At 37.2% G+C, this 24,296-nt stretch carries 21 protein-coding genes; 16 read left to right on the forward strand and 5 right to left on the reverse strand.

The annotated features are described in order from the left end of the window. Positions 1 to 245: 245 nt before the first annotated feature. The 5 genes from FJR08_RS05010 to FJR08_RS05030 all read right to left on the reverse strand — a co-directional run bounded on the left by FJR08_RS05010 (position 246) and on the right by FJR08_RS05030 (position 5,223). Entirely contained in the window at positions 246 to 1,613 is a 1,368-nt protein-coding gene (locus tag FJR08_RS05010; RefSeq protein ID WP_168632386.1) for a serine/threonine-protein kinase, read from the reverse strand. A gap of 97 nt (positions 1,614 to 1,710) precedes the next feature. After that, positions 1,711 to 3,024 (reverse strand): TldD/PmbA family protein, encoded by a 1,314-nt coding sequence (locus tag FJR08_RS05015; RefSeq protein ID WP_168632387.1) that lies wholly within the window; start codon positions 3,022 to 3,024, stop codon positions 1,711 to 1,713. A 132-nt stretch (positions 3,025 to 3,156) separates the two neighbouring features. Then, complete coding sequence (locus FJR08_RS05020; RefSeq protein WP_371415540.1) at positions 3,157 to 4,014, reverse strand: Tab2/Atab2 family RNA-binding protein; 858 nt, start codon at positions 4,012 to 4,014, stop codon at positions 3,157 to 3,159. Positions 4,015 to 4,206: 192 nt separating this feature from the next. After that, on the reverse strand, positions 4,207 to 4,893 hold the full coding sequence (locus tag FJR08_RS05025) for a uracil-DNA glycosylase family protein (RefSeq protein WP_148764160.1): 687 nt from the start codon (positions 4,891 to 4,893) through the stop codon (positions 4,207 to 4,209). A 123-nt stretch (positions 4,894 to 5,016) separates the two neighbouring features. Continuing rightward, positions 5,017 to 5,223: a glycogen debranching protein gene (locus FJR08_RS05030; protein ID WP_168632389.1), complete on the reverse strand. Its 207-nt coding sequence runs from the start codon at positions 5,221 to 5,223 to the stop codon at positions 5,017 to 5,019. 203 nt (positions 5,224 to 5,426) lie between these two features. Between FJR08_RS05030 and FJR08_RS05035 the strand changes: the two genes are divergently transcribed. From FJR08_RS05035 to FJR08_RS05115, 16 genes are all read left to right on the forward strand, one after another. Then, positions 5,427 to 6,725 carry a competence/damage-inducible protein A gene (locus FJR08_RS05035; protein ID WP_168632453.1) on the forward strand — a complete coding sequence of 433 codons (1,299 nt, stop codon included), beginning with the start codon at positions 5,427 to 5,429 and terminating at the stop codon, positions 6,723 to 6,725. Between the two features lie 661 nt (positions 6,726 to 7,386). Next, complete coding sequence (locus FJR08_RS05040) at positions 7,387 to 8,652, forward strand: glycosyltransferase family 4 protein (RefSeq protein WP_371415541.1); 1,266 nt, start codon at positions 7,387 to 7,389, stop codon at positions 8,650 to 8,652. A gap of 190 nt (positions 8,653 to 8,842) precedes the next feature. Further along, entirely contained in the window at positions 8,843 to 9,268 is a 426-nt protein-coding gene (locus tag FJR08_RS05045) for a hypothetical protein (protein ID WP_015080486.1), read from the forward strand. A gap of 7 nt (positions 9,269 to 9,275) precedes the next feature. Further along, positions 9,276 to 10,232 carry a GDP-mannose 4,6-dehydratase gene (locus FJR08_RS05050; RefSeq protein WP_168632391.1) on the forward strand — a complete coding sequence of 319 codons (957 nt, stop codon included), beginning with the start codon at positions 9,276 to 9,278 and terminating at the stop codon, positions 10,230 to 10,232. Between the two features lie 95 nt (positions 10,233 to 10,327). Next, the gene (locus FJR08_RS05055; protein WP_015080488.1) at positions 10,328 to 10,783 is read left to right on the forward strand and encodes a DUF29 domain-containing protein; all 456 of its coding nucleotides are present in this window, start codon (positions 10,328 to 10,330) and stop codon (positions 10,781 to 10,783) included. A 57-nt stretch (positions 10,784 to 10,840) separates the two neighbouring features. After that, entirely contained in the window at positions 10,841 to 11,461 is a 621-nt protein-coding gene (locus FJR08_RS05060; RefSeq protein WP_168632392.1) for a hypothetical protein, read from the forward strand. 238 nt (positions 11,462 to 11,699) lie between these two features. Next, entirely contained in the window at positions 11,700 to 12,554 is an 855-nt protein-coding gene (locus FJR08_RS05070; protein WP_168632393.1) for a Uma2 family endonuclease, read from the forward strand. 136 nt (positions 12,555 to 12,690) lie between these two features. Beyond that, entirely contained in the window at positions 12,691 to 13,158 is a 468-nt protein-coding gene (locus FJR08_RS05075; protein ID WP_168632394.1) for a DUF29 domain-containing protein, read from the forward strand. Positions 13,159 to 13,521: 363 nt separating this feature from the next. Further along, complete coding sequence (locus FJR08_RS05080) at positions 13,522 to 14,991, forward strand: lipopolysaccharide biosynthesis protein (RefSeq protein WP_168632395.1); 1,470 nt, start codon at positions 13,522 to 13,524, stop codon at positions 14,989 to 14,991. Positions 14,992 to 15,063: 72 nt separating this feature from the next. Next, positions 15,064 to 15,909, forward strand: a complete 846-nt coding sequence (locus tag FJR08_RS05085) for a class I SAM-dependent methyltransferase (protein WP_217357477.1) — start codon at positions 15,064 to 15,066, stop codon at positions 15,907 to 15,909. Between the two features lie 45 nt (positions 15,910 to 15,954). Next, entirely contained in the window at positions 15,955 to 16,965 is a 1,011-nt protein-coding gene (locus FJR08_RS05090; RefSeq protein WP_168632397.1) for a nitroreductase family protein, read from the forward strand. 352 nt (positions 16,966 to 17,317) lie between these two features. Then, positions 17,318 to 18,511, forward strand: coding sequence for a polysaccharide pyruvyl transferase family protein (locus FJR08_RS05095; RefSeq protein ID WP_168632398.1), 1,194 nt, complete (start codon positions 17,318 to 17,320; stop codon positions 18,509 to 18,511). A gap of 327 nt (positions 18,512 to 18,838) precedes the next feature. Next, on the forward strand, positions 18,839 to 19,936 hold the full coding sequence (locus FJR08_RS05100; protein ID WP_168632399.1) for a glycosyltransferase: 1,098 nt from the start codon (positions 18,839 to 18,841) through the stop codon (positions 19,934 to 19,936). Between the two features lie 66 nt (positions 19,937 to 20,002). Beyond that, positions 20,003 to 21,208 (forward strand): glycosyltransferase family 4 protein, encoded by a 1,206-nt coding sequence (locus FJR08_RS05105; protein WP_168632400.1) that lies wholly within the window; start codon positions 20,003 to 20,005, stop codon positions 21,206 to 21,208. A 293-nt stretch (positions 21,209 to 21,501) separates the two neighbouring features. After that, a complete protein-coding gene (locus FJR08_RS05110; protein ID WP_168632401.1) occupies positions 21,502 to 22,785 on the forward strand; it encodes a hypothetical protein in 1,284 nt (427 codons plus the stop codon). Positions 22,786 to 22,881: 96 nt separating this feature from the next. Further along, complete coding sequence (locus FJR08_RS05115; RefSeq protein ID WP_168632402.1) at positions 22,882 to 24,009, forward strand: glycosyltransferase family 4 protein; 1,128 nt, start codon at positions 22,882 to 22,884, stop codon at positions 24,007 to 24,009. Positions 24,010 to 24,296 lie beyond the last annotated feature (287 nt).

Consider the following 24,296-nt stretch of genomic DNA (forward strand, 5'->3'; position numbering starts at 1 on the left):
GAGGATTTACAGGATGTTGTTGGATGATTTTTGGTGGGAGTTGGTGATTTTTTTGTCTGAATCAGGATTTCCAGGATTTGAGGATTTACAGGATGTTTTTGGATGATTGTTTTTTGGAAGTTGGTTTTTTTCAGGATGTTTTTGAATGATTGTTTTTGAATAATTTAAACCATCTATAAATTACCATCATGTTAATCCTTTAATCCTGGTTATCCTGATTCAGACTTAATATTTTTCTGTAACCTTTAAATGTTACAACTTACAAGTCTCGACAGGAGAGAAGAGACCCGAAACAAGACCGCCGCATAGGGAGGTGTAACCCCCAAGGGTAGGTGGCCTTCTGGTGCTTTCTTGTCAAAAGTAATATCCACCCAGTTTCCTCCTAACCAGCTGCTTTTTCTCCATCCTACCCTTTCGCAGAACTTAACCCAGATGCCCATGTTGAATTCTCTCGTTCCACCAAAACCTTGATAAATTCGTTTCTGCACAGAAAAACCAAATTTACCATCACTGTATTTTACCCACAACTGGTCAATGGTGCGAAGGTCTTCACAGGGAAAATTATCAATATCTTTAACATCTAACCAACCTTCCTTTTCCCGCTTCGCAACTGCTAACATTACCCGTACTGTTTCCTCGTCTGCTTCCTTCCATTTCCCTTGTGCGAGGTAGTCACGCAGTTTCCTGTAGTCCATATTAGATGTTTGTAGAGACGTTCCATGGAACGTCTCTACATTAATGGGTTGTTGAATATCAAAATTAATGGGTTGTTGAACCACCAAACCCAAATTTTCCCGAAACTCCAACACCGTCAGAGTCCGGTTTTCCGGTTCTATTTCCATCCCTGCTAAAATAGCATCATTCACCCTCTGACTAATGCGAGAATTATAATGTCTTGGCGCTGGTAAAGGTTCATCATCATATTTCCGGTTTTGCGCGGGTACGGGACTAAATTCACCCTCTTGGTTGAGTCCGTCAGCCGTCAGCAGATAATATAAAGTAGCAGCTAAAGCGTAAACATCGGTATGGGGTCCAAAACTCCCTTTGCGACGATATTGTTCAATAGGTGCATAACCTTCTGTTAAAGCATTTGTCATGCTTTTGGTAGCAATACTGCGAGTTAAACCAAAATCAATTAAAACCGCTTCTTGTTTATTTTGTCGTAAAAGAATATTTGCAGGTTTAATGTCCCGGTGTAAACTGCCTTTAGCGTGAATATATTCTAAAGCCTGACCAATTTGATCTATATATAATAGTGCTTCGCTTTCGGCAAGTTGTCCCTTTTGTCGAACATATTGAAATAAAGTTACTCCATCAATATATTCCATCACCACGCCAAAAAGCTCACCTGCTTGAATGACTTCATGGACTTTGAGAATATGCTGATGATCAAAACCTTTAATTGTCAAGGCTTCGTTAATAAACTTAACCTGTTGTTCTGCAAAATCCTCTTGCAATTGCATTTGCTGATTGAGGGTTTTAATGGCGTATAATTTACCCGTGCTAGGTTCTAAGGCTTTGTAGGTAGTCCCAAAACCACCACTACCCAAGGGTTTACCTTGAATGATAAATCTACCGTTATTAATTTGCTGCCCTGGTTGCCAAATAATCATACCCTTGATAGTAGATACGGTGGAGATGAATCTAATTATATCATTGCGTTAGATCCCCGACTTCTTCAAGAAGTCGGGGATCTGGGATGTTATAATATTAACTATTTTTCCCAGTAATTGATAGTCCTTCTACTATCAGAGATGGTGTATAACAAGAACCATTCCAATCCGCATCTCCACCTAGTTGCACTACTTGTTTCAGGGCTGTGTAGACATTCCCTGCCACCATGGTATCTTTTACCCTGCCAATTATTTGACCATTTTTGACCCGATATCCCAAATCCACATTGATGGAAAAATCACCTGATAGTCCGCTACAACTACCTAACATTTGATCGATAATTAAGCCATCATCCATCTTGCTAATTAAGTCTAAGAGGGAAAGATCACCAGGTTGAATCAGGAAGTTAAATAGCCCTGGTGTGGGATAACTACCTAAACCGGGACGAAAACCATTACCAGTGCTACCACTGTTTAATTGTCGTCCAGTAGTGCGATCGCTATAAAAATTCCGTAAAATCCCATTTTCGATAAATACTAATGACTGGGTAGGTTGACCTTCATCATCAAAGGGACAGCTATAAGGTCCTGCTGCTGGATTTTGGTACAGAGTAAGGGTGGGGGCAATAACTGGTTTACCCAATCTATCAGCCCAGGGAGAAGCTTTTTCCAAGATGTGTTTAGCGTTCAAAGCTGATTGCACAGTTCCCCACAGCATATCTGCTGCTTTAGAAGTGAACAATACAGGACAGCGACCACTGGGACTAGGAATGTTATCTTTAGCCCAATTTAATCGCTGTAAAATTTGATTGGCTACTTTCTCTGGATTGAGTTGATCGCGTTGGGTTTGACCATCAGCAACACTGAGAAAATCATCACCTCTGACCCATTCTGCTGACATATAGCAGCTAAGAGTAGTGTCAGTGTGGTGAGAATTTAAACCCTTGCTGTTAATGAGTTTGGTGTTTTCTATATCGCATTCCCAGTCACTATGACAAAGAATATCTGGATAGACATCACGAATTAGGGCGATCGCCTCCTTGCCCCATTTAATCAACATTTCTACGGATACAGATGTGCCTAAATCGGGATAGGATGTCCCAGCATGAGTCCCTAATTCTACTATTTCTGGTGGATTTAATTGACTCAGTGCCAAAGATTTTTCCACCATAGCTTGGGGATCAACATCGCCATAAGCCACCGCCAAACCGGGACAACCATCCCGCCATAGCCGCAGGGCTGTCCCCTCAGCTTGACTGGTTTCTAGTTGTTTGAGACGGTTGGCTTCAAAAAAAACTGGTCGAGAAAGCGATCGTGATTGATACACTTCCGCAGCCTCAGCACCAGACTTGAGGGCAAGTTCTAGCAGTTGTTCCGCCAATGCATCTTGTAACAAATTTTCAGAACCCATGTCCCTTTATGAATTATGGATTTTGGATATAAATCGCTTAATCGTCGCAGTCTATTATCCCATTAGCGTGTCATCAACTTACCAAATTCCAAATAATGGACAACTGACCACTGACAACAGACCACTGACAAATTAGGGCAAATTGATTTCTTGTAATAGCCAAAATCCCGCAAAATCTTGAGATTGAGGATCAGACTGGACACCAATAAAATGCACCCCATTAGCTTGTTCCTTAGCTACAGTAAAGCCCTGTGCTTCTGCTAAAAGTTCGGGAGTGCGGATATTAGCCACAACCCAACTTTCCGTAGCCCCCGTTTCTAAAATCAGGCGATTTCCTTGCTTGGTGTCAAAGTGCAAATAAGCCATTTCTAAACCAGACATCCAACCTGCTATGGGTAAAGCCCTGGATGAGAAAATCAAAATTCCCGGAATCCGAGTTTCTGGGCGTAATTCCGCCAACTCTAGGGGAAAAGCTTCACCAAAACCAATTTCCCAATCCGGCATTTGAGCCAAATCACTAGCCTCTAATGTCACAAAAGCCCATTGTTTTCCTTCTAAAGCATCTGGTAAACGTTGAGGTAAGGGCTTATCCAAACGCACAGAAGGATTGGCTACTCCCTGATATCCCGGTTCTTGGGGGTAGACTTCCTTCATGCGCTGCTGTATCCACTGATTAAGAACCAAAGTCCGCCGACTTGGTACAGCGGGTACTCCCACATCTTCACAGGATTTTGTAATCATGTTATTCATTTGGCGGCGGAAAAAGCGGATTTTGGTGGGGGAAGCACCGGCTTCTTCTATCGCTTCCTGGATTGCTGTCCGTAGCCAACCCGAATTTACCTGGGTACTTGGGCAATATTTAGCATAGCGAAACAGAGAATCCGTTTGTGTACCAATATCTACAGGACTTTCACACACTAACATTTCCCATACTTTTTTCTGATTTTCGTCCAAAATCGGACGGGAGTAAAAATCGAGTTCCCAATACATTTTTCTCTGGCTGCCCATGTTTTAGTGGTAAAAATCTGATGACTTGATATTTTGTAATTTCCTAACTTTACCAACTTACAGGAGCATTGGTAATTGGTAATTGGTAATTGGTAATTGGTAATTGGTAATTGGGAAAATTATTCCCTGTTCCCTGTTCCCCAGTCATAACGACAATTTTTAACGCCAACCTACTTAATTTTGATCCTGATTTTTGAATTCATCAAACTTAGCCCGAACCACCTGTATATCTTGCCACATTAACCATTTAGGCTTTCCTTGTTCCCGTGAAGGGTTACGCAACAAGTAAGAGGGATGAAAAATAGGCATACATAAACGCCCTTCCCACTCTAACCATTGACCGCGAATTTTAGTAATCGGGCGTTTGTCACCAATGACACCTTTCACCGAAGTTGCACCTGTTAATAAGATAATTTTGGGGTCAACTAGGCGAATCTGCTCAAATAAATATGGTTTACAAGCAGCAGCTTCTTCATTAGTTGGTACACGGTTTTCCGGTGGTCTACACTTGCAAATATTGGCAATATATATATCTTTTTCTGTACTTAAATTTACTGAAGCTAAGATACTTTCTAGTAATTGTCCTGATCTACCTACAAATGGTAAACCTGTTTCATCCTCATTTTTTCCCGGTGCTTCCCCAATAATCATAATTTCCGCTTGGAGATTACCACGGCCGACCACAGCATGAGTCCGGTTTTCACTTAATGCACAACGCTGACAGCCATTGCAATGTTTTGTCAATTCCTCTACATTGTCATAAGTTCCCGGCGGAATGGGAATTTTATTACTGGTAGTAATTAGCTCTTTTTGGTTTAAGCTAGAGTTATCAAATAAACTAAGTTGAGTTTCATGCTGCATGGAATTTAGAATGGTAACTGGAAACTCCAGAATATTAACGCAAATATTACCCCATCCTATCAATTAATAGACAGAATTAGATTGGGGCTTTGTCTACCCTTTTTTCCAGACAGCACACTCTCATTAATCAAGTTTTAAAGCATTAACTGGCACATCATCCCAAGATCTAACTACCCTTAATTTTGCAATCCAGCCCTCTGCCTTTTGAGAGTTTGTGAGATTAGTCTTAAACGACTCATGACAATCCTTAGCCTGAGATTCATCACAAGAGGCAATACAGGCGTGAATCAGCCCAGAAGGATCAATTTGTTCATTTACCCAAATATTCATAGTTTATACTTTGAAAATATCGTGTTAAAACCGCCATCTTTAATTTTATAATGTTTGTTGAATTTATGTACAAGAATAGTTAACAGGGAAAGAAGCGTGATAGATATAGATATGGAAATACCTGATTGTCAAAATCAAATATTAGTCCTATATTTAACCGAGTATTTAATATCACCAGTTCCTCCCAATTCCTTCCTAATCCCATGAGTGCAGAAATTATTTGCGTTGGTACAGAAATGCTGCTAGGAGATATCCTCAACAGCAATGCTCAATATCTTGCCCAGCAGTTAGCACAGTTAGGCATTCCTCACTACTATCAAACCGTCGTCGGGGATAATCCAGACAGACTCAAAGAAGTGATAGAAATTGCCGCTTCCAGAGTACAAATTCTCATTTTTACCGGTGGTTTAGGCCCCACACCCGATGATCTCACCTGCGAAACTATCGCTGATTTTTTTGGCGTACCTTTAATAGAACGAGCCGATATTATCGAAGATATAACCGAAAAATTTGCCCAACGGGGACGAGTAATGTCTGCCAATAATCGCAAACAAGCCTTAATTCCCCAAGGTGCAGAAATTTTACCCAACCCCACAGGAACAGCACCAGGTATTATTTGGCAACCTCGTCCGGGATTAACTATTTTTACCTTCCCTGGTGTTCCCAGCGAAATGTATCGAATGTGGACAGAAACCGCCGTACCTTTTCTGAAAAGTCAAGGTTGGGGAAAGGAAATTATTTATAGTCGTAGTTTAAGATTTTGGGGAATTGGAGAATCTGCTTTAGCCGAAAAAGTAGCCCCTTATTTTGACTTAACTAACCCCACAGTAGCCCCCTATGCGGGCAAGGGAGAAGTCAGACTGCGAATTTCCGCCAAAGCCACAGACGCAACAACCGCAGAAGCTTTAATTACACCCATTGAAAAACAACTCATAGAAATTGCTGGCTTAGATTATTATGGCATTGATAATGACACCCTCGCTGCTGTTGTTGGTAATTTATTAAGGTCTGCGGGAGAAACCCTATCTGTCGCTGAATCTTGCACCGGTGGGGGACTGGGGCAAATGTTAACAGAAATTTCCGGTAGTTCTGATTACTTTTGGGGTGGAGTAATTTCCTACGCCAATTCCGTAAAAATTGGACTATTAGGGGTCAAACCAGAGGATTTAGAGGAATTTGGGGCAGTGAGTGCGACAGTAGCTGAACAAATGGCTATTGGTGTTAAAAATCGGCTCTCAACTACTTGGGGATTAAGTATTACAGGCATTGCTGGACCGACCGGGGGAACCCAAACCAAACCAGTGGGTTTAGTCTATATTGGTTTGGCTGGTCCTGGCAACGAAGTAATCAGTTTTGAACATCGCTTCGGAACAATTCGGGGACGGTCTTTAATTCGTTATGTGAGTGCAAATGCAGCTTTGGATAATCTGCGGCGACAGTTGCAAAAAAGGCTAGTACCGCAGGGCGGAAGTCAAAAGTCAAAAGTCAAAAGTCAAAACTAATATACAGTAGACTTTTTGGCGATTGAATATGGTTGCTTTATTTACGCCGTGATGTACTAGTACCGCAAGCCGGAATTAAAAATTAAAACACCAGATTACACAGTCCTTGTATCTGCTCAGTAAATGGGGGCGGACTACCTATTCGGGAACGATTTTACGCCATTTGAGGCTTGTCATTGAACGATTTACCCCGAATTATTGAGCGGTTACCAGTCCTTTTCCCTATTTTTAATGATGCCTTACTTGCGATTCAGATGTCTCTTTTATACTGATTTTCCATGACTCAATATTTATACTTTGTGACAGTTTCATCCAGATAATGCTTGACAATAGCTAATGAAGAGGGTAAGGTTATGACGGTTATAGAGTTAAACTTTTGACGCAGAGATTCATAAAACATCGGGGTAAGTGGTAAACTCAGCGGCTTTAGCCCTGAAAGTATCAATATCAGTAGTTTGTTTCATTTTCAAGTTTTTTAATGGACTTATAATAAAGAATGGCACCAAATTAAAGGCAGAAAAATTCCAATTCTTATCTTCTCATCAACGAGAATCAATATTTAACAAAAACTCATACAGAGTTAAATAGTGATAACGTATCTACTATTACAACTAAAACAATGTCAAATCATAAGAGTTCTCTAAAATCTTCTTTGCATTCAATGCAGGCTGTTATGCCTTCTGAAGTTAGTGATACTTTATATCATAAACTAACTACTTTGTCTGTAATCACCGAGTTTTTTCCTCCAGACTATGCTGCAACCGGACAGTTGATTGAAGAACTAGTGAAACAGCTTGAGAAACAAGGAATCATGATTAGAGTATTTACTGGACAACCAGGGTACGCTTTTACTACGGCTAAAGCCCCAGCCTTAGAGCAATTAGGCAACATTCGCGTCCAAAGATCCCGATCTACTCAGCTTTGGTCTAAGAGGATTCGCGGGAAGGCTGTGAATGGTGTTTTATTTACATTGCGGACTTTTCTCCATATTATCAAGAATGCTCGCAAAAATGATGTATTTCTATTAACTTCAGCACCTCCTTTTTTATCAATAGCCGGATATTTCGCTCATTTGTTATTAAGATTTCCCTATATATGCTTAATTTATGATCTATATCCAGATATTGCGATCGCTTTAGGAGTAGTTTCCAAAAAGCACTGGTTAGCTAAGTTTTGGTGGGCAGTCAACCGCCAGATTTGGCAAAAATCCCAAGGGATTATTGTGCTGAGTCCTGCTATGAAAGAGAGAGTCATAGCAATCTGTCCAGAAGTGGCTGATAAGGTGTCTGTGATTCACAGTTGGGGGGATTCTGAGTTAATTGTCCCCATTGCCAAAGAAAAAAACTGGTTTGCCAAACAACATAATTTGGACACCAAATTTACAATTCTTTATTCTGGTAATATGGGTCGGTGTCATGATACGGATACAATTTTGGCAACTGCTCAAAAATTACAAGATGAACCGATTCAATTCGTTTGTATTGGTGGTGGACCCAAACGTGAAAGCTTTATTCAAGATGTGACTCGTTTAGGATTAAAAAACTTTCTCTTTCTCCCCTATCAAGACAAAAGTGTGCTACCCTATTCCTTGACAGCTTGCGATTTATCCTTAGTCAGTGTAGAAGCAGGTTTAGAAAGTTTAGTTGCTCCTAGCAAACTCTATCCAGCTTTAGCTGCGGGAAGACCCATAGCAGCTATTTGTCCAAAAGATTCCTACTTGCGACAGCTAATAGCAGATGGTGAGTTTGGTATTAGCATTGACAATGGAGACAGTGATAGTCTATCTAAGTTTATTCTCAACTTAAAGAGCGATCGCCAACTTGCAGAAAAAATGGGTAATGCCTCCCGCGAATATTTGCAGTCAAACTTTACGCCAGAAATCATCGCTAAACAATACATCAATGTGTTAGAACAAGCTATAATTTGAAATGTCACTCCAGCGTTATCAACGTCAGTGTGTGAACAAATTCAGTAAATTTAAGACAACTCAGTTAACAAAATTTAATACCTCAGACGATGTTGAATCAGGAGTTGGGCTTTGATGGTCTTTTTGATCTCAGTCCCTCCCATGCAACCTTCTTACGATCTATTGTTTAGTTAGTGATCAGGAGGCCAAAGTGCAGAAAAGGTGTGAGCGAAATCGGAAACGTTCCCAACGCAGGGCTATCCATTGTCCCATACATAGCTGCTATATAGATAGTGTTAGCCAAAAATACGGACTATTTGCCGAACAAGCCGGACAACTACAAGAGCGGGGTATTGCTCGTCGAGAAGCGATGATTTTAGTCGCCAATAAAACTACAGTTTCTTTAACTGGTGAGTGGTTAGAGGCTTTTTGGTGCGAAGAGTGCCAGGAAACAAAATGGTATCATGTGCATAAGCATGGATCTAAATATGAAATATCTCTTGCCCCAGCCGAACTTTGGCAACAAGCAACAGGTGTAATTCATCCCCATCGGAATCCTTCTGTGGGAGAATTTACCTACAGACAATCTCGGATGCTTGGGGGTAACAGTGTTAAAGACTTCTGGGTAATGAATTGATATTGATATGAAAAAAGCTCTCATTTGTGGAGTATCTGGACAAGACGGCGCATATTTAGCAGAATTACTGCTAAAACAAGGCTACACAGTCTGTGGAACTTCCAGAGATGCCCAAATCTCCCCTTTCCAGAATTTAGTCCACTTAGGAATTAAAGACCAAGTAAAGCTGGAGTCAATGTCCTTGACTGACTTCCGTAGCGTCTTACAGGTACTGACAAAAATCCAACCAGATGAAGTCTATAATTTGGCCGGACAAACTTCCGTCGGTTTATCTTTTGGACAACCTGTAGAAACATTAGAAAGTATAGCTACAGGCACACTAAATTTATTAGAAGCCATTCGGTTTTTAGGCGCGACCATTAAACTTTATAATGCAGGTTCGAGTGAATGCTTTGGTGATACTGGCAATGTAGCAGCAGCAGAAAATACTCCATTCCGTCCCAGAAGTCCTTATGCTGTAGCCAAAGCCGCTGCTTTTTGGGAAGTAGCTAACTACCGAGAAGCTTATAGTTTATTTGCCTGTTCAGGAATTTTATTTAATCATGAATCTCCCCTGCGTCCAGAAAGATTTGTCACTCAAAAAATTATTGCTACTGCCTGTCGAATTGCCCAAGGTAGTAAGGAAAAATTATATTTAGGTAATATGTCAATTCAGCGGGACTGGGGTTGGGCGCAAGAATATGTGGAAGCAATGTATTTAATGTTGCAACAATCACAGCCAGATGATTATGTAATTGCAACGGGAGAAAGCACTTCTTTAGAAGATTTTGTCGCAGCAGCATTTATATCTGTAAATTTAGATTGGCATGATCATGTAGTAGTTGATAGTAGCCTGTTCAGACCTACAGATTTGTCCATGGGTAGAGGTAATCCAACTAAAGCGAAACAACAGCTAGGGTGGGAAGCTAGATATAAAATGCAGGATGTGGTGAAAATGATGGTAGACGCGAGGTCAGAATCATGAAAAAAATCTGATCCAGTCGGGAACTTTTGCTAAAATAGTTAAGTGAAACATCCCTGAGATTGAAATCAAACATCAACTGTAATTGAGTAAGTAAAATGCCACCTACACAAGCAAATTGTGAGATTTATGAACAAGATTATCCGGAGTGGTTGGATATTACCCTTACCCAACTGCAAAATCGGGATTTAGAAAATATTGACTGGGAACATTTGATTGAGGAAATCACTGCATTGGGAAACGAACAAAGGCGTAAAGTAGAAAGTTACTTGAGACAACTTATTAAGCATTTACTTCTTTATCAATATTGGGAAGCAGAGAGATTCTATTGTGCCAAAGGATGGATTGAAGAAATTGATAATTTTAGGTCTGAATTAGATTTATTATTAGAGTCTAAAGTTCTTTATAATCATTGTGAAAAAATCATAGATAAAATTTACACCAAAGCTAGAAATAATACAATTCGTAAATCTGAACTATCTCCAACAATATTCCCTGAAACTTGTCCTTATTCTTTAACAGAAATTCTCAATCCTGAATGGTTGCCATCATAATATTTATTATGTTTATAAACTTAGCCAAAACATTAAGCAAAATTAAGGTTATAAGAAATGGATTATAGTGACTTTACTCTAGAGAGAATCACTAAAATATTTGGCATTAATATTGAAGAAAGAACAAATGTTTTCACTGCTTTCGACCAGTTAACAGTTGATGCTTTTTTTATCAAATACTTACAAAATAATATTCCCTTAGCTCAAGCAATTAGTACAGAGAAAGCCAAATCAGAAATGATTATTGCCCCTGTTTTAATTGAAGTAAGAAGATTATTAGATAATAAAATTAGTTTATTCTCAGGAATTGATTTTAATGTTAATATTGAGCAAGGTTTAAATGGATTTTGCGATTTCTTAATCGGTCTATCATCTCAACAGTTATATGTGACATCTCCTGTGATTGCTTTGGTGGAGGCGAAAAATGATAATCTTAAACAAGGATTTGCTCAATGTATTGCCGAAATGATTGCTGCTGCTCAATTAAATCAATCGGAGGGAAATAATATTGAAAATATTTATGGTTGTGTTACCAATGGCAATCAGTGGGTGTTTTTGCAATTAACTGGTAATCTAGTGGTAGTTGATTTAGATGAGTATTATATAAATCAACCAGAAAAAATTATTAGTGTATTTGTGAGTCTAATTAAGTCAGAGTTCAATCGGAAGCAAATCTAGTTTTTGAAAGGAATTAGATAAACCTAACTGCTATTGAAAAACAGAAAACTACTGGTAATGCGATGCTTTATACCTACGTATCAGAAAACCGCATTGGTGATCATATTTGCTATTATTCCGATTTAACAAAAATGCGTGAACATTATCCTCACTGGGATATTACAATTTCCTTATAAGGGACAATTAAGCAAATAGTTGAATCTTGGCAACAGCGATTAAATACAGGAGATAATTAACAATGTATCAAAGCGATGTGTATAGCAAACCCAGCTATGAGCCATTACCTCCTCAACAAACACTGCCAACAATGTATGATTTACCTAGCGAAGATCCAGAGGAGCCAGGTTTGCCAGACGAATTTCACCTTTTACAACCAGAATTATTGCGTAGCACTTTTCGTCCACCTTCTTATACAGAAGATAATGTATTTACAGGTAGTGACTTAAATTTATACTATGACAGTAAGCATACACAATGGTATAAACGCCCTGATTGGTTTGCGGTATTAGGAGTATCCCGTTTTTATGAACAAACAGAATTAAGATTAAGCTATGTTACTTGGTATGAAGGAACATACCCCTTTGTGGTAGTAGAATTAATATCTCCAGGAACAGAAAACGAAGACTTAGGGAGAAATTTACGGGAAGTTAATCAACCTCCTAATAAATGGACAGTATATGAGCAAATTCTGAGAATCCCCTATTATTTTGTCTATAACCGTTATACTAATGAATTTAACTGTTTTGGTTTGGTAATGAACCGTTATCAACCGCTCTCTATTAATGGATTAGGAGTATGGCTAGAAGAAGCTGAATTGGGTTTAGGATTATGGGAGGGAGAATATCAAGGACTAACTAGACAGTGGTTACGTTGGTATGATAAAGAGAATAATTGGTTGCCTACTCCAGAAGAACGAGAAAAACAACGAGCAGAACAGGAAAAGCAACGGGCAGAACAAGAAAAACAACGAGCAGAACAGGAAAAACAACGGGCAGAACAGGAAAAGCAACGGGCAGACTCTGCTGAATTAGAAGTAGCTAAATTACGACAATTGTTATTGGAACAAGGTATCAGCTTACCTAATGATCAATAGACATCTCCAGAAAAGAATGTAGAGACGTTCCATGGAACGTCTCTACAAGGGTTGTAAGTCACGCATATTTAATTTTCACCAGATATCTAATAGAGTTGAAAAATTGTCCAGTTTCAAAGTCATTATTACTAATTTTATGTCTAAATCACCTCTCTACGAAACAGATTTCATGGATTGGTTAACTCAACAAAAATTAGCCTTAGCTAGTCGAGATATCACAGCTTTGGATTGGGAGAACTTGGCAGAAGAGTTAGATAGTATCGGCATTAGTGAAAAAAATGAGTTAAAAAATCGGTTAATAATTTTATTAACTCATTTACTAATATGGCAGTATCAATCTTCTAAACGTTCTATTAGTTGGTTTACCACTATTGCCAACCAAAGAGATGATTTACAGGATTTACTCAATGAAAAACCAAGTTTAAAACAATACATTCCTGATATTTTACCTAAATCTTATCGAAATGCGAGAAGAGAAGCATCGGCTGAAACAGGTTTAGTATTAAGTACGTTTTCAGAAATTTGTCCCTATGATATACAAGAGATATTAAATCATGAGTTTTTATGTAACACTACAGATGCTTTTGAAAAAGCTATTAATTAGAGATTGTTAGCTATATTTGTATTCATGAAAAACAAAGTAATCTGAATATACTCAAAATTACTAAATGATATTGCAGCCCTATTTAGTATAATTCCAAAATCCAGTTGGTGCGGGAAGCAAAGTATAAGATTTACTATGTAGTGAAAATAGTGAAAATGATGATAAAAGCCAGATTAAATAAATCTATATAGGTCATAAATTTCTTTTTTATTTGGCATATTAGTGGTGCAATTGCTCGTATAATAAAATCATTTAGTTCTTTCGATATAAAGGTTTCTAGGTTTAAAAATATTATATAAACTCTAGTGAAAACTTACTTTATTTACACAAAATACTTTTACCAGACCATTGGTTTTCACAATTATGAGTTTAAAACAAAAAGCAATAACAAGTACAATTTGGTCAATATGCCAGAGTTGGGGAACTCAGTTTATCTCTTTGATAGTTTTCTCCTTACTTGCTCGTTTGATTAATCCAGAAAATTTTGGTCTGATTGCCTTAGCAAGTACATTTTTAGCTTTTATAACCATATTTTTAGACCAAGGGTTCAGTACAGCAATTATTCAACGGAAAGAATTAGAAGAAGAACATTTAAATACAGCCTTTTGGACAAATATCGGTATAGCGGGTTTAATGACTCTCATTACCATAGTTTTGGCGGGGGAAGTAGCTAATTTTTTTAATCAACCTAATTTAACCCCTGTTATTCGTTGGTTATCTCTTAGTTTTTTAATTGGTAGTTTGAACAGTGTTCAGACCGCTATTTTTCAGCGAAAGTTAGATTTTAAACCCCTAGCAATACGCTCTTTGATAGCAACACTTACGGGTGGAGTTGTTGGTATCAGTATGGCGTTGATGGGTTGCGGTGTTTGGAGTCTAGTAGGTCAACAATTAACCAATGGTTTAATCCAAGCGATTGTTATTTGGTGGGCTAGTGATTGGCGACCAAAGCTAAGTTTTTCCGAGAGACATTTTCGAGATTTGTTTTCTTTTGGTATTAACATTATCGGCATTAATATCCTAGGTTTTTTAGTTACTCGTAGTGATAATATCTTAATTGGCTATTTTTTGGGTCCAGTTGCGTTGGGATACTATGACCTAGCTTACCGCTTATTTATGGTAGTTACTGGACTATTTGTTGGGGTTATTACCTCCACGGCTATGCCAATTTTTTCTAGTATACAAGAAGATTTACCAAGACTAAGGAATACCTTGTACAACTTAGTTGAGTTAAGTAACACTATTGCCTTTCCAGTATTTTTGGGAATGTCCGCTTTAGCACCTGAATTGATTGTTGTTATTTTTGGCAAGCATTGGGAAGCTTCTATTCCCGTATTTCAAATATTGAATATAGCTGGACTTTTATATGGGGGATTTTATTTTAACGCTCCTTTGATGATGGCAATGGCAAAGCCTGACTGGAAATTAAAACTCGACATATATAGAACTTTTATTTATTTTTTAGCTTTCTTGATAGGTATAAATTGGGGCATAATAGGAGTGTCTCTCGGATTTGTTCTTAGTGCTTATCTCGGCTCGTCCTGGGTCACAGTGCTTCTTGTGCAGAAACTTATTAAAATTAATATTTTGACATATCTAAGTAAGTTTTTTACTCCTTTGATTAATTCTTTAATTATGTTTCTGATCATTTTGACTGCAAAATATTTACTTTTTAACAACATTTCTCCCAACAAAACATCTTTATTAATCTTGTCATCTCTGGGTGCAGTCACTTATATCATTTGTTTATACTTGTTATCTAACAGTTATTTTATGAAAATATTTCAATTTGCGAAAAACATCATATATAATATAGGAATTACACCTAAATAAAATTAGGGCTGTTTTGTAGTTCAGAATTGACAAAAATTGTAATTTGCAAATCATTTAAAATATTTACAACAAATGGAAACAAAAATGACTCTTGAAAAAACTGTCTGTAGACTATGTGGCTCAGATTCGTTATATAGATTTTCCAAAGAGCTTTTAGGGAAATACGATGTGAAGTTCTACCATTGTGAAAATTGCGCCTCTTTGCAGTCAGAACTTCCTTATTGGCTTGATGAAGCTTATTCAGGTGAACGACAAATCCCCGATCTAGCAATAGTACAAAGAACTTTGCAGCTAAAAAGAAAGGCTTATCTAGCCTCCAAGATATTAAAATTATCTGATTCTGACAAAATCTTGGACTGGGGGGGGGGGAATGGCTTGTTAGTCAGAATGATGAGAGATATGGGACTTGATGCCAATTTGTATGACTTATATGCTAAGAACTTTTATGCGGTAGGCTTTGAGCATGAGAAAGGCTGTAGGTACTCTACCGTAACATCTTTTGAGACCTGGGAACATTTTGTTAATCCAGCAGAGGAAATCAACCTTTTCTTTGAGTTAAACCCTAAATACATAATAATATCAACTGGATTGTACGAATCCCAAAAAGATGATTGGTCTTATTTAACTCCAGTATCAGGGAGACACGTCTTTTTTTATTCTTTGAAAGCAAGACAAATAATTGCTCAGAAATTCGGATATTATTTGTTAAATATGGGTTCTTTTTCCATATTTTCCCAAAGCAAACTTAGTTTTGTACAAACGGAATTATTAAAGATAGCTTGTTCTAAAAAATCCATAGCCCTTGAGCTACTTTTTAAATTAATAAACAAGAATAAAACCCTCCTCCCCTCTGATCGCAACCTGGCTTTAACAAGAATTGTCGAATTTAATGAAATTGGAAAAATAAATTGGCCTTAAATTGGAAAAGAGATCAATCTCTGTTTTATTGAGAATACAAAAAATATGCTTCATAAATTTTCACCCATAGCACCTCCTTTCGTTAAAAGGTTTTATGTCAAGTCTGAAATCATTCTTAGGTTAATTCTGAATTATAAATATGACCTAGACAGATTTTTAAAATGGTCTTCTGTTAATCAAAATATTAACAGCCAAACAAAGCTCCGAGCATTGATCACAATGGATTACCATCGCCTTGAAAAAGGGTTGGCTCTAAAAATGCCTAAGGTAGGTTTTGGCAAGGATGTCATAGCAAGACTGTTATATAACATACCGCAATATGTGGAAAAGTATGATTGGGACGAAACAGCATTGATTACTCTCAATACATTACTTGCCTATCATAATTTCAATTCACAGCATGGGTTGATTGACCAAGACCTATATAAAAAAATTATAAGTTGGAAAAGTAGCGTCCCAGAAAAATTTATTTCCTTTAATCAAGGGGGAACTACCAAAGTAACAAAGTCTTATATTATAGAGTCGTCAAATATTGATCTCCTAAAATTCCTTGAATCAAGATACAGTGTTCGTAACTTCACAGATGAAAATGTAAATATAGAATTGCTCAAAAAAGCAATATTCATGGCACAAAAAACCCCATCTGTATGTAATCGTCAATCTTCAAAAGTTTACCTCTTCACTAGTGAAGATGATAAAAGGAAAGTTCTTAGTTACCAAAATGGTAATCGAGGATTTGGTGAGCAGGCTAGTAATGTCTTGATAGTTGTATCTGATTTAGAAAATTTCACTTCGACTGGGGAGCGAAATCAATGCTGGATTGATGGTGGGATGTATGCCATGTCTTTAGTTTATGCTTTTCATTCCCTAGGTTTAGGGACTTGTTGCTTGAATTGGAGTGTTGGAAAAGGAACAGATCAGGCACTCAAAAAAGCTACAGGAATAAAGGATTCAGAATCTATAATTATGATGATTGCAGTAGGTCATTTACCAGATGAACTAAGTGTTGCTCAATCACCTAGGAAAGAATTAGAAGAAGTATTAATTATTAAGTGATGATTTTGTACAAATTGTTAGATAATAGCGGACTGGACTCATGACTTATGTGGAAGCAATCAGCATCATAATTGTCAATTGATTCAAAAATAAAGAATCTATAACAGATTATCAGTTGATTCTGATTATGTTGGTTCTTCCGTACCTGTTATGCTAAATATGAGTTTATTTACCCCATAACCCATATAAATAAAGGGTTTCATTGTTTTTGATGCCAAATTTATGTCAAATTAACCAATGAATTAACGTAAAATCCTTATATGGCAAGGATTTTGGGATTTGAAACAATAACTTAGCATAGTAAGTACGGAAGAGCCATTATGTTTTATATGCAAAAATAGGAGGAAATACAATGAGTGTTTTAATCACGGGAGTTACAGGATTACGCAACCGAGGCGTAGAAGCATTGGTAACAACAACAATTGAACAAATTCGTAATCTAAACCCAGACATAGCTATCAATGTATTGACGCAAACACCAGATTATGACCAATTAAAGCTAAAAGACTTCAATCAGGTTTCCATCATGGGCTATCCTAGAAGTTTTATTCATAGAGTGCAATCAAGAGCTTCTAAATTCTATAAAAACCTAGATTCTGACTATCAACTGGTGAAAAATTCATCCCTGGTGATTGCTAGTGGAGGTGATATATTTACTTCAGATTATCCAGGCGCACTTGAGTATTACCTGCGGAAAATGAAATTGGCATTACAGGTTGGGGTGCCGATAGTGTTTCTTGGTCAATCAGTTTCATTTAAAACCAGAAAAGAAGCAGATATATTTTTACAAGTAGCTAGTAAGTCAAAGCTGATTACTGTGCGTGAAAATATTTCATATAAATACTTAACTGAAGAGTTAGGTCTTTCTAGGGATTTGGTTAAACATACTGCTGATTCGGCTTTTTTGCTGAAACCACCTTCGCAAAACCAAATATCTAATTTACTAGAGTCCTATGGCTGCATCAGGAATCGACCATTGATAGCAATTTCTCCTAGCCAAGGCATAAGTAATTATGCTAAGTGTAGTCGTGATGCCCACTTTGAAGCATGGCGTAAGGTTATTGACATGATTCTTAGTGAGATTGAAGCACAAATTATTATTATCCCTCATGTACAGGATGGTTTAAATGATGACCGCATCCTTGCGTCTGATATTCACAAGTCATTTAATTATGATCCTCGTATACATTTGGCAGGAGGAGATCATTCTGCTTCCGAATTTAAAGGATTAATTAGTGCTTGTGATATGTTGGTTGCGGAGCGAATGCACGCTGCTATTGCAGGACTGTCAAGTGGAGTTTGTACAGTGGTTGTGGGATATTCAGTTAAAGCTGAAGGAATTGTGACTGATCTTTTAGGAACTGATTCCCTATCAAAGGATTCTTTAATCTCCATTCAGGATTTTATAAATGCTGAATTAGCTTGCAACACAATCCAAAAAGCTTGGAACTCACGCGAAAAAGTAGCAGATAAATTAAGAGAAGTGTTGCCAATCATTAAAGGTAAAGCGGCTGAAAACTTCCAACTTATTCTATCTGCACAGTAGATATACTTGCAAAATTCCCTTAAAATGCGACCCTATTCGCAGAGCCATGAGAGAGTTTGACCTAAATCAAAGATGGGGTTTTTAATTTTTAATTTATACAGTAGTGAAGTCTGGATATTGTTCAACCATTACGTCTAGTTGAGCTTCATATCCATTCAACTCTCCCTTCATTACTCCACTTTATGGCTTTCAAGGTAGACTCCGTTTAGTTCAGAAATTACTTACTTTGTATGATTTTGCTAAATTTATAATTTATCAAATAATACTAAACCCACTTTAAAGTAAAGTCTATTTTTAAAGCATGAAAACTTTTAACTAATTGTATTTATGACCAAAAAAATATTTATACTTGAGCCTAGCCTGCATGGACATGGAGGAAATTTTGTTAGATTGTTATCTCAGGCTTTTTCTGAATATGAAGAAATTAGGATTGCCACTTACCATAACGACTTTAATTATCTCTTTATCCAAAAATATATAGATAATTCAAAGATCAAGCCTATTTATTTTTTAACAGATATAATGAATAGATGGAAATTTCCCAACGCCATAGAAAAATATAGTTTTCTTCTATTTATTATAGTCAGATTTCGTCCAGATATAGTCATGCTACCATCAATAGATGGAATGATATATTTAGCCTTTATTTTCAAACCTTTGATGTGGCTTTTGGGTCGAAAAACTAAAATTTATGGCTTTTTAGCCTCCTACAAATACTATTACAGTCAAATTGGTTGGCTCAAAAAGTTTTTATTTGAAGTTGGTATTCGTTGCTTTGATAAAATACTCATAAATGATGAGTTTTTTGCCAAGCATCTACAAATTTCAGGTTTTGATAATGTTCAATATATGCCTGATCCTGTTGAACATTTTTCTTTGAATACAGACAAAGAACAATTGAAACTTAAATGGAATCTGCCTATTGATGGCTATCTGGTGGGTATGACCGGCGGTATTAATTCCCGTAAAGGAGCCGATATAATTATCAATGCTTCTGCAAAAATGCAAAGAGATGATATTACTTTTGTACTGGCGGGAAGTGTTGATGATGAAATTAAAAATTTATTGGATAAAAATACAAACACCCGGCTGATAATCATAGATAGTTTTTTAGATATTCAAGAGATGCATGAAATAATTACTTGTCTTGATTTAGTGCTGTTACCTTATCGAAACGTCCATTTTGGCATAGCAAGTATCTTACTTAGAGCAATTGCCTGTAATAGACCAGCACTTGTATCTAATTATGGTTGGTTAGAAAAGATGTCCAAGACTTTTGAGGGGATTTATTCATTTACAGACCAAGAAGATTTTATGGATAAAATCCAAGATATAGAAAAAATTATCTTAAATAACCGCCAAAAAATTGAAAATGAGTGTTACACAAAAGATTCAATTGATAATTTTTTAAGTGCTTGGATTTAACTTTGGTATGTCTATTTTAGCTGAAAAAGAGAGCATTATATATAATTTAAAAGACTTAGAGTAACTATGAAACAGTATGTTTGTGCATTTAGGGGTCGTCGAGACAATTATCAAGTGCCACTAGCACTGGCTGAAGAAAATTTACTTGACGAGTTCATTACAGATTTCTATGCCACAGAACTAATCCAAAAATTTACTCCTATTCTCCCCAAAAATTTGTCTCAAAAGATTAGTTTTCGCTGCGAACCCCAAATTCCTAGTCATAAAATCAAGTGTTTGTGGGGAACAACACTTGTGGAACATACTCGCCACCGAATGGGTTATTCACCTGCTGCTACCTTTGCTAAACTAGATCAAAATTTCTCCCATGAGGCAATTTCTAGGACAAAACTTACAAAAAGCAATCTTCTATTGTATACGCCCTATGCTTGGGAAGCCTTTACTGCATCTTATATTCATGATCCCAGAAAGGTTTTGTTCATGTTTCATCCCCACGCTGATACTGAGAGCCGTATCCTAAGTCACGATATTTCTCATTTTCCTTTTGTACAGTCTTCTTATCAAGAAGAAATAGGACAACACCTCGCGCCTCAACTGCAAACAAGAGTCAAAGATTGTTGGCAATATGCTGATTTTATACTCTGTGCAAGTAGCTTTACTCGAAACACTCTTTTAGAAATAGGGGCTGACCCGAATATATGCAAAGTTATTCCCTATGGAATTGATTTACCTAATCAATCGCTGACTATATCTAATCCTACAACCTTTAAGGCTTTATTTGTCGGTTCTGGAGTTCAGAGAAAAGGACTACATCATTTGCTGTTAGCATGGCAGAAGGCAAATCTGCCAGCAGATAGCCAATTAACTTTGGTGTGTCGTGTTTTAGACCCTGGTATTGAAACGCTAGTAAAGCAAACACCTAATGTAACTCTTATCCGTGGAGTAGATGGGTCGACTTTGCGTAACCTTTATGCTACCAACTCAGTTTTCGTTATGCCTTCACTTATAGAAGGATTTGGTCAAGTTTTCCTCGAAGCACTAAGTTATGGGTGTCCTGTTCTGGGTACAGCAAACACCTGTTTACCTGATTTGGGAACAGAAGTTGATGGTATTTTTATCACAGAGGCTGGCAATGTCGATCAACTTGTTGAGCGTTTGGAACATTTGGCAGTTATGATACCTCAAAATCCTCTCCTGCGTCAGCAAGCTAGACTTTGTGCAGCAGGTTTCACTTGGCAGAAATTTCGAGATGCTCTTTGCAGTTTTTTATGATTAACTCAATTTGATCAAATCTATAGCAAATAATTATTTTTTTACGTCAATATCTGGGTAATATAATCTAAAAATTTGAGTTTATATTAGGACTGATATTTAATTTTTCAAAAAACTTGGTACACCTTAATAGTCTATAATCTTCTTGCCTGTGTAAGCAAGTAATTAGGACTGATGCCACCGGCAAGCTACCCCAATAAGCGCAGCTATCTATGCCCACATTCCTTTACGCCACGCAAGCTATCAGGAATCAAATATTATTCCTACACAAACCTATCCTATGCTAAATCTCAATGGTTGAAACTTATTTATCCTTATTCATAGGTATTTGCTTGGCTATCGTTGCTTGGTCGCTCATTCGCCTAGAAAGGATCTATCAGTACCCTTTTTTCATGGCATCTATTTTCCTCTCTTTTATTTTACCCCAAGCTATCTCCCTAGTTAATGGCTCTTTTGGCACAGTAGTCAGCCCAGCCATTCTGGAAAGAGTTTTATTATATTCATGTATGTGTGTTGCTATGTGCTACATGGGCTATCAATTTAAGCCGAATAGCAAATGGCTGGACAAACTAGATGTTCCTATAGATGAGCGTAAATTATTCAGATCCGGAATTGTACTCCTATTTATAGGAAATATATGTTTTTTCCTACTATCTCGAATCAAGATACAAATAGCATCCAATGGTAGCTGGACAGGTCCTGCTACTATCTTGATTTTTTTCGCTGGTGTGACCTATATAGCTCTGCCTATTTTCTTAATTAATGCGTTAAAACGTCCTAATTTTATTAATATTACACTCACAATAATTGCTATTGTTCCTATACTGGATCGTATTATTGTGTATGGTCGCAGACAGCCTACTATCGCCTTTTTTCTCACCATAGGCTTATCATTGTTTTTAGTAAGGGGTTTAATACCGCCTAGATGGTTCTTTGTTACCTGTGTTATTATAGCAGCCTATATTATTCCTGTACTAGGCCAACTACGTGGAAGTTTTTGGACTTTAGTTTTTAGCGGGGACTGGCAAACAATTTTATCTAGTTCTCAACAAGGATTAGAATCAATAACAGAAAAAGGAGAGATATTAGAGCTAAGAAATGCCGCCTTAATGATCGATGCTGCCGAAAAGCTCAATAAATACTCTTACGGAACTGGATTTTGGGATGGTATTGTTTTCCAATTCGTACCTGGACAGATTGTAGGATTTGATGTTAAACAATCCCTACAATTTCAACTAGGAACGCTTGGTGATTTGAAAAATCTCTATGGATACAATATTCATCCTGGAACCACACCTACTGGTATAGGTGATTCTTTTGTTGAGTTTAGTTATTTTGGTTGTCTAACTTTTGCCTTAATCGGATCTTTGTTTAAACACCTTTGGGTATCAACAATATATCGAGCCAATATCGTGAGTGCTATATTGTATATTTCATTAGTTGATTCAGCTATGGTAGGTATCACTCATGGTATTTTTAGATTTGTACAAGAGTTCATATTTAAAGCTGGTGTAGTATTTTTAATAGTTTATTTTTCCAGACGGAAATTAAGGATCAATTACCCAAATGCAGCATAATCAGAATTTTTAGCCAGATAATTACTAGTAATTGAGTAAAGTTGCAAATTTCATATTGCGTAAACAAAAATTCCCAGTCATAGTGCTGATTAATCCATGAATATAGCTATTTTGTTCAATAATTATGGTCCGTACCATCTAGCCCGCATCGAAGCTAGTCACAAATTATTCAGCCAAATAGGCTGGAATGTTGTCGGTGTGGAAACTTCTCGGTCAGATAGTGTATATGCTTGGAAAACAGATATCCAAAATTTTCCTGTAACGATTTTTTCTATCTTTGGCAATGAATATCACGAAAGCCTTAGTCTCAGGCAAAAATTCTTAAGAGTCAATGCTACTTTATGTCGCCTCAATCCAGATGTATTAGCCATTGCTGGATATACCGAACCAGCCATGTTATCCGCCCTGATTTGGAGTTTATATAATCAAAAACCAGCTATCTTACTTTCTGAATCAAAAGAAGATGATGCTTCACGCTCTTGGTGGCGTGAAATTGTTAAGTCTTTAATAGTTAAAGGCTATAAATCCGCTCTTGTAGGAGGAAAACCACAAAAACGTTATCTAGTCAAGTTAGGCATGGATTTTAACAGCATATTCACAGGCTACAATGTTGTAGGAATAGATGATTTTCAACCAGATAAAATTAAATCTCTTCCGAAATACCATCACAAGCCCTATTTCCTAACAGTCAATCGCTTTGTACCTAAGAAGAATCTTATCAAGCTAATTGATTCTTATGCCGCCTATCGTCAAAAATTAGACATGGAAGCCTGGGATTTAGTCCTTTGCGGTGATGGTGAACTACGTCCACAAATAGAACAACAAATTGCCAAACTAAATCTACAAGACTCTGTTCATCTACCAGGTTTTCTCCAGCAAGAAGAAATGCTTCCCTACTTTGCCCATGCTAGTTGTTTTATTCATGCCAGTATTCAAGAACAATGGGGACTAGTAGTAAATGAAGCAATGGCAGCGGGTTTACCAATATTAGTCTCTAACCGCTGTGGCTGTTATGAAGACTTAATAACTGAGGGTATCAACGGTTTTGGTTTTGACCCTGAAAATTCTCAGCAACTAACTGAATTGATGCAGAAAATGAGTTCAGGAGCGATAGATTTAAATAAAATGGGTCAAGCTGCTTTAGAACATATTCAAAAATTTTCTCCTGACTATTTTGCTCAAGGACTAAGGGAAGCTGTTGAATATGCCTTAGAGGATGTTTGAAAAGTATCAGAATTAATCGAGATCCCCCCAACCCCCCTTACAAAGGGGGGCTAAATTCCTCAAACTCCCCCTTTTTAAGGGGGATTTAGGGGGATCTGCGGGTGTCAGATCCCACACGAAAAAGTTTTCAAACATCCTCTTAAGTCATTAGTCATTGTTATTAGTGGTGAAAATTAAATGTTATCTAGTTCCATTCTAGAGACTTGTAGAAACCTGCCATGGAACTTCTCTACATTCTTCATTGGAAAACTCTAATCAAAACAATCAGTAAACTGATAATTATTAAT

It is taken from the genome of Dolichospermum sp. UHCC 0260 (assembly GCF_009711985.1).
Classification (GTDB): domain Bacteria; phylum Cyanobacteriota; class Cyanobacteriia; order Cyanobacteriales; family Nostocaceae; genus Dolichospermum; species Dolichospermum lemmermannii.